The sequence below is a fragment of the Pseudomonas sp. zjy_15 genome, from assembly GCF_043101865.1.
Lineage (GTDB): Bacteria > Pseudomonadota > Gammaproteobacteria > Pseudomonadales > Pseudomonadaceae > Aquipseudomonas > Aquipseudomonas putida_Y.
Genome location: NZ_JBICII010000010.1, coordinates 21,283 through 27,696, shown reverse-complemented (window position 1 = coordinate 27,696; position 6,414 = coordinate 21,283). Strand labels below are relative to the sequence as shown.

The 6,414-nt window shown below is 61.7% G+C and carries 5 protein-coding genes; 4 read left to right on the top strand and 1 reads right to left on the bottom strand.

Annotation, left to right across the window (positions count from 1 at the left end; genetic code table 11):
* Window positions 1-186: 186 nt before the first annotated feature.
* Together ACF8EF_RS01015 and ACF8EF_RS01010 are read left to right on the top strand one after the other, a co-directional pair.
* On the top strand, window positions 187-1,470 hold the full coding sequence (locus ACF8EF_RS01015; RefSeq protein WP_021782689.1) for a diguanylate cyclase: 1,284 nt from the start codon (window positions 187-189) through the stop codon (window positions 1,468-1,470).
* 124 nt (window positions 1,471-1,594) lie between these two features.
* Entirely contained in the window at window positions 1,595-3,373 is a 1,779-nt protein-coding gene (locus ACF8EF_RS01010) for an acyl-CoA dehydrogenase C-terminal domain-containing protein (protein WP_209968555.1), read from the top strand.
* A 279-nt stretch (window positions 3,374-3,652) separates the two neighbouring features.
* Here the strand turns inward: ACF8EF_RS01010 and ACF8EF_RS01005 are convergent, their stop codons facing one another.
* Window positions 3,653-4,576 (bottom strand): LysR family transcriptional regulator, encoded by a 924-nt coding sequence (locus ACF8EF_RS01005; RefSeq protein WP_176683524.1) that lies wholly within the window; start codon window positions 4,574-4,576, stop codon window positions 3,653-3,655.
* A 210-nt stretch (window positions 4,577-4,786) separates the two neighbouring features.
* Here ACF8EF_RS01005 and ACF8EF_RS01000 point away from each other — a divergent pair, with 210 nt between their 5' ends.
* Together ACF8EF_RS01000 and ACF8EF_RS00995 are read left to right on the top strand one after the other, a co-directional pair.
* Window positions 4,787-6,067: an aspartate aminotransferase family protein gene (locus tag ACF8EF_RS01000; RefSeq protein WP_176683523.1), complete on the top strand. Its 1,281-nt coding sequence runs from the start codon at window positions 4,787-4,789 to the stop codon at window positions 6,065-6,067.
* A gap of 147 nt (window positions 6,068-6,214) precedes the next feature.
* On the top strand, window positions 6,215-6,373 hold the full coding sequence (locus ACF8EF_RS00995) for a YqaE/Pmp3 family membrane protein (protein ID WP_003177654.1): 159 nt from the start codon (window positions 6,215-6,217) through the stop codon (window positions 6,371-6,373).
* Window positions 6,374-6,414 lie beyond the last annotated feature (41 nt).

Here is a 6,414-nt window from a genome sequence, read left to right as displayed (position 1 = left end):
CTGATCGGTGGTGGCCACACATCAGGGGTTGGCCACAGGCCTTCGTAGGAGCGGGTTTACCCGCGAAGGATGCAACACGGTGCATGGGAAGTTCGTTCATCCAACCGCAAATTCAACTGTTCCAGTGCACTGCCGATGAAGTGAGGGCACAATGCCATTATTGATCTGCCGGGTTGGAGATTACCCTTGTTTCGTCTTAACGCTGTTCGCGCTAGCCACTTCCTGCCGTCGCTGTTCTTGTTGCTGGCAGGGCTCGCCGCAGCCTATGTGAGAGACCTCAGCGTCTTTTTCACATCGCTGTTCAATGTCCTGCCTACCTTGGTTCTACTGCTGGGCGGCGCCTACTGCGCGGTTTACCGCCGCCAGCGTGAGCTGTTTCTGATGCTGACGGTGTACATCGCCTACTTCCTGCTCGATACCCAGACCGACTTCTACCGTGACCATGGCCGCGTGCGTGAGGACGCAGCGGTGATCTTCCACCTGGTCTGCCTGCTGCTGCCGGCGCTGTTCGGGCTGTATGGCGCCTGGCAGGAGCGTACGCACCTGCTGCAGGACCTGGTCGCCCGCGGTGCCGTGCTGTTTGCCGTGGGCAGTGTGGCGGTGGCCCTCCAGCAAAGCTACCCCGAGGCGTTGCTGACCTGGTTGGCGGAGATCCGCTGGCCGGCTTTGCATGGTCACTGGATGAGCCTGATCCAGATGGTCTACCCACTGTTCCTTGGTGTGTTCATTCTGCTGGTGGTGCAGTACCTGCGTGCACCCCGGCCGCTGCACGCCGCGCAGTTGATCGGCCTGCTGGGCATTTTCTGGATGCTGCCGCAAACCTTCATCCTGCCGTTTACCCTGAACATCATGTGCAGCCAGGTAATGCTGATGATCGCCGCAGCAGTGGCGCACGAGGCTTATCAGATGGCTTTCCGTGACGAGCTGACTGGCCTGCCGGGGCGCCGTGCGCTGAACGAGCGCATGCAGCGCCTGGGGCGTAACTATGTCATCGCCATGACCGATGTCGACCACTTCAAGAAATTCAACGACACCCACGGCCACGATGTCGGTGATCAGGTGCTGCGGTTGGTCGCCAGCCGCTTGTCCAAGGTCACCGGCGGTGGCCGCGCCTACCGTTATGGTGGGGAAGAGTTCGCCCTGGTGTTCGCCGGCAAGACCGCCGAGGAATGCGTGCCGCATGTGGAGGCTGTGCGTGAAGTAATCGCTAATTACGTGATGCACCTGCGCGACCAGCACAACCGCCCGCAGGACGATACCGCCGGCCGCCAGCGCCGCGCTGGCAGCGGCGGCGGCACGGTTTCGGTCACCATCAGCATTGGTGTGGCCGAGCGCCAGGCGGATCATCGCAACCCCGAGGCGGTACTGAAATCCGCCGACCAGGCGCTTTACAGCGCCAAAGGTGCGGGGCGCAATTGTGTCATGGTGCATGGGCGACAATCACCGCGTGGGGCAGTGCGTACGGCGTGACCGAGTGAGACTATACAGTCGATTGATGACCCTATGTCTCGCAAAAGTTGTTCGGTTACACTGCCAGTAACCCCAGTGTCGCGGTTCCCCGAGACCGCCCCGACCCGACTAGCGAGAGGTTGTCATGGCTGACTATAAAGCGCCCCTGCGCGACATGCGCTTCGTACTGAATGAAGTCTTCAACGTGGCCGAGCAGTGGACGCAGTTGCCCGGTCTGGCCGAGGTTGTCGATGCCGACACGGCCATGGCCGTGCTGGAAGAAGCCGGCAAGGTCACCGCCAAGACCATTGCGCCGCTCAGCCGCGCCGCCGACGAAGAGGGCTGCCACTGGGACAACGGTGTGGTGCGCACCCCAGCCGGTTTCATCGAGGCCTACAACACCTACGCCGAAGGCGGCTGGGTGGGCGTGGGCGGTGACCCGCTGTTCGGCGGTATGGGTATGCCCAAGGCCATCTCGGCCCAGGTCGAGGAAATGGTCAACGCGTCCAGCCTGGCCTTCGGCCTGTACCCGATGCTGACCGCCGGCGCCTGCCTGTCGATCAACGCCCACGCCAGCGAGGCCTTGAAGGCAAAATACCTTCCGAACATGTATGCCGGCGTTTGGGCCGGTTCCATGTGCCTGACCGAGCCACATGCCGGCACCGACTTGGGCATCATCCGTACCAAGGCCGAGCCCCAGGCTGACGGCAGCTACAAGGTCAGCGGCACCAAGATCTTCATCACCGGCGGTGAACACGACCTGACCGAGAACATCATCCATCTGGTTTTGGCCAAGTTGCCGGATGCACCGGCGGGGCCGAAAGGGATTTCGCTGTTCCTGGTGCCGAAGTTCCTGGTCAATGAAGACGGTAGCCTCGGTGCGCGGAACCCGGCCAATTGCGGCTCGATCGAGCACAAAATGGGCATCCAGGCCTCGGCTACCTGTGTGATGAACTTCGACGAAGCTGTCGGCTACATCGTCGGTGAGCCGAACAAAGGCCTGGCGGCCATGTTCACCATGATGAACTACGAGCGCCTGGGCGTCGGCATTCAAGGCCTGGCGTCGGCCGAGCGCTCCTACCAGAACGCCGTGGAGTACGCCCGCGATCGCCTGCAAAGCCGTGCCCCGACTGGCCCGCAAGCCAAGGACAAGGCTGCCGACCCGATCATCGTCCACCCGGACGTGCGTCGCATGCTGTTGACCATGAAGGCGCTGATCGAGGGTGGCCGCGCCTTCTCCACTTACGTGGCCATGCAACTGGACAGTGCCAAGTACAGCGAAGACGCCAGCGTGCGCAAACGCAGCGAAGAGTTGGTGGCACTGCTGACGCCGGTGGCCAAGGCCTTCCTCACCGACCTGGGCCTGGAGTGCGCAGTGCACGGCCAGCAAGTATTTGGCGGGCATGGCTACATTCGTGAATGGGGGCAGGAGCAGTTGGTGCGCGATGTGCGCATTACCCAGATCTACGAGGGTACCAATGGCATCCAGGCCCTCGATCTGATGGGGCGTAAAGTGGTGGCCAGCGGCGGGGCATACTACAAGCTGTTCTCTGATGAGATCCGCCAGTTCATTACCCGTGCAGGCAGCGAACTGGACGAATTCACCACGCCACTGGGTGCTTCGCTCGATCAGCTCGATGGGCTGACCGAGTGGGTATTGCAGCAGGCCAAGGGCAACCCGAATGAAATTGGTGCGGCTTCGGTCGAGTACCTGCATGCCTTCGGCTATGTTGCCTATGGCTATATGTGGGCACTGATGGCGCGGGCGGCGCAGGCGGGTGAGGGAGATGCGGCGTTCTATTCGGGCAAGCTGGGTACGGCGCGGTTCTACTTTGCGCGGTTGCTGCCACGGGTGGATTCGCTGGTGGCTTCGGTGAAGGCGGGAAGTGAGTCGCTTTACCTGCTGGATGCCGAGCAGTTCTGATCGTTTTTTGGGGCCGCGAAGCGGCCCCAGCCATGACATATCTGTGGATGAATCTCCTGTGTAAGCTTTTTCCTACACGACGTGGTGACTTTTCACCACTGTTCTAAGATTGGATCCACGGTTAATCTTTACCACATGGACGTTGCGCAGGAAGCGCAAAGGACAGATCAAGGACGACGACGAAGGACCACCTGCCAGGATGGCGGGGCGATACGGATGTCACAGGGAAACAGTCTGGAAAACCCCGCTTCGGCGGGGTTTTCTTTGCGTGCGTGTTTTTCAGGCCAGCACATCCCGCGGTGATGCCCCCAACAGGCGGGCGTCCGTCTCTTCCTCCAGCAACGTGCGCAGCAGCTCTACAGAGGCCTGCTGGCGCTGGGCATCGCGAAATACCAGGCCAACCTTCAACGGCACGCGCGGCTCGCTCAACGGCTTCCACAGCAGCCCTTGGTCATCTTCGGCGGCCTCCTTGGCGCGCCCTGGAAGAATAGTGGCCAGCGCCGTGTGCGCGAGGCTATCGAGAATCCCTGCCATATTGTTCATCTCTGCCTGCACCTGCGGCCGTCGGCCCTGGCTGGCCAACTGCGCCTGCCAGATCTGGCGGATCTGGAACTCCTCGCCCAGCATCAGCATGGGCAACTCGGCGGCCTGGCGGATGGACACCTTCTTGAAGTCCTTCAGCGGGTGGGTATCGGGTATGACCAGTTGCAGCTCATCTTCGTACAACAGCAGGCCATGCAGCCCTGGCTGGCGCGGCGGCAGGTAGCTGATGCCGATGTCCAGACTGCCGTTGAGCAGGCGGCGTTCGATCTCCAGCCCCGACAACTCGTAAATCTGCACGACCAGGTGAGGTTGAGCCTTGCGCAGCCGTTCAAGCAGCTGCGGTACCAGGCTTGGCCGCACGGTCTGCAATACACCGATAGCCAAGGTGCGCAGCGATTGGCCCTTGAAGTTGCGCATGGCCTCGTGGGCACGCTGCAGGCCGTCGAGCAACGGCAGGGCATGGTTGTATAACGTGTGGGCGGCCAGGGTCGGCAGCAAGCGTTTGTTGCTGCGCTCGAACAGGCTGAGATCGAGGCTGTGCTCCAACTGGCGGATTTGCTGGGAAAGCGCCGGCTGTGACAGCGACAGGCGTTCGGCGGCACGGCCGACGTGGCCTTCTTCGTACACCGCGACGAAATAACGCAGTTGACGGAAATCCATAAGAAACACTTATCGGAAATGCTGGAAAAACGAAATGGTCGAAAACCCTGTTGAAGCCTAGTCTATCGCCGTATTCCAAAGGTTTACAGCGATGATTCGGTCGATTGTTACCCCGGATGAAAAACACTTTTGATAGGCAAGGCAAAATATCGAGTGTCGGCATCAAGACCGCACCGTGGCTGCCCTTTACCGTGATTGGTTGGAGCCCTGATGAACCTGTTCAACCTGCGCCGCTCGGCTTCTGCCGCCGCCGCCGAGCCCAAGCGTGCGCCGGTGATCGTGCCGCAAGCATCTGAGCTGTCACCTGAGCGCCTGATGCCCGGCGCCGAACGTGCAGCGCAGGTATTCGTGCGTGGCCAGGGCTCCTGGTTGTGGGACAACGAGGGGCATGCCTACCTGGACTTCACCCAGGGCGGTGCGGTCAACAGCTTGGGTCACAGCCCCAGCGTGCTGGTCAAAGCATTGGGCAATCAGGCTCAGGCCTTGATCAACCCGGGCTCGGGCTTCCACAACCGTGGCCTGCTGGGGCTGGTCAACCGGCTGTGTCAGAGTACCGGCAGTGACCAGGCCTACCTGCTCAACAGCGGTGCCGAGGCCTGTGAAGGGGCGATCAAGCTGGCGCGTAAGTGGGGCCAGCTGCACCGCAATGGCGCCTATCACATCATTACTGCCAGCCAAGCCTGCCATGGCCGTAGCCTGGGCGCGCTGTCCGCGTCCGATCCGCTGCCATGCAATCGCTGCGAACCTGGCCTGCCAGGTTTCAGCAAGGTGCCGTTCAACGACCTGGCGGCGCTGCACGCCGAGGTGGACTCACGCACCGTGGCGATCATGCTCGAGCCGATACAGGGTGAGGCGGGCGTTATTCCCGCTACTCAGGAATACCTCAAAGGCGTGGAAACGCTCTGCCGCGAACTGGGCATCCTGCTGATCCTAGATGAGGTGCAGACCGGTATTGGTCGCTGTGGTGCGCTGTTGGCCGAGGAGCTCTATGGCGTGCGTGCCGACATCATTACCTTGGGCAAGGGCCTGGGGGGCGGCGTGCCGCTGGCCGCCTTGCTGGCCAGGGGCAAGGCATGCTGCGCCGAGCCTGGTGAGCTGGACGGCAGCCACCATGGCAACGCGCTGATGTGCGCCGCCGGCCTGGCGGTGCTGGACAGCGTGCTGGAACCTGGCTTTCTGGCCCAGGTTCAGGATAACGGTCGTCACCTGCGTGAAGGCCTGAGCCGCCTGACCGGGCGCTATGGTCAGGGTGAAGTGCGCGGTCACGGGCTGCTATGGGCCCTGCAACTGAAAGAAAACCTGGCCCGCGAGCTGGTGGCTGCGGCCCTGCACGAGGGCCTGCTGCTCAACGCGCCGCAAACGGATGTGGTGCGCTTTTCTCCGGCGCTGACTGTGAGCAAAGGCAACATCGACGAAATGCTGCTGCGCCTGGCGCGCGCTTTCGCCCGCCTGCATGCCCAGCAGCAGGCCCGTCGCGAAGTGCCAGCGTAGCGGCCTGCCAAAGAATTCAACGAACCGTCTGGCGTTCCTGCGCATCGCCCCTGGCCTGTTTCATTCGGCCCGGGGCGTTTTTTTTTGCCTGTGGAACCTCTACGGCTGGGAGCTAGTCTTTGATGTAACCCTTCAGGAGAGACTCGCATGGACTTTATTCGCATCATCATCGCCATTCTTCTGCCACCGCTGGGCGTGTTTCTGCAGGTGGGGTTTGGCGGGGCGTTCTGGCTGAATATTCTGCTGACCTTGCTGGGATACATTCCGGGGATCGTGCATGCGGTGTATATCATCGCCAAGCGTTGATACAGGCAGAGATTGGCCCCTGCAGGAGCAGCGCAAGGTCG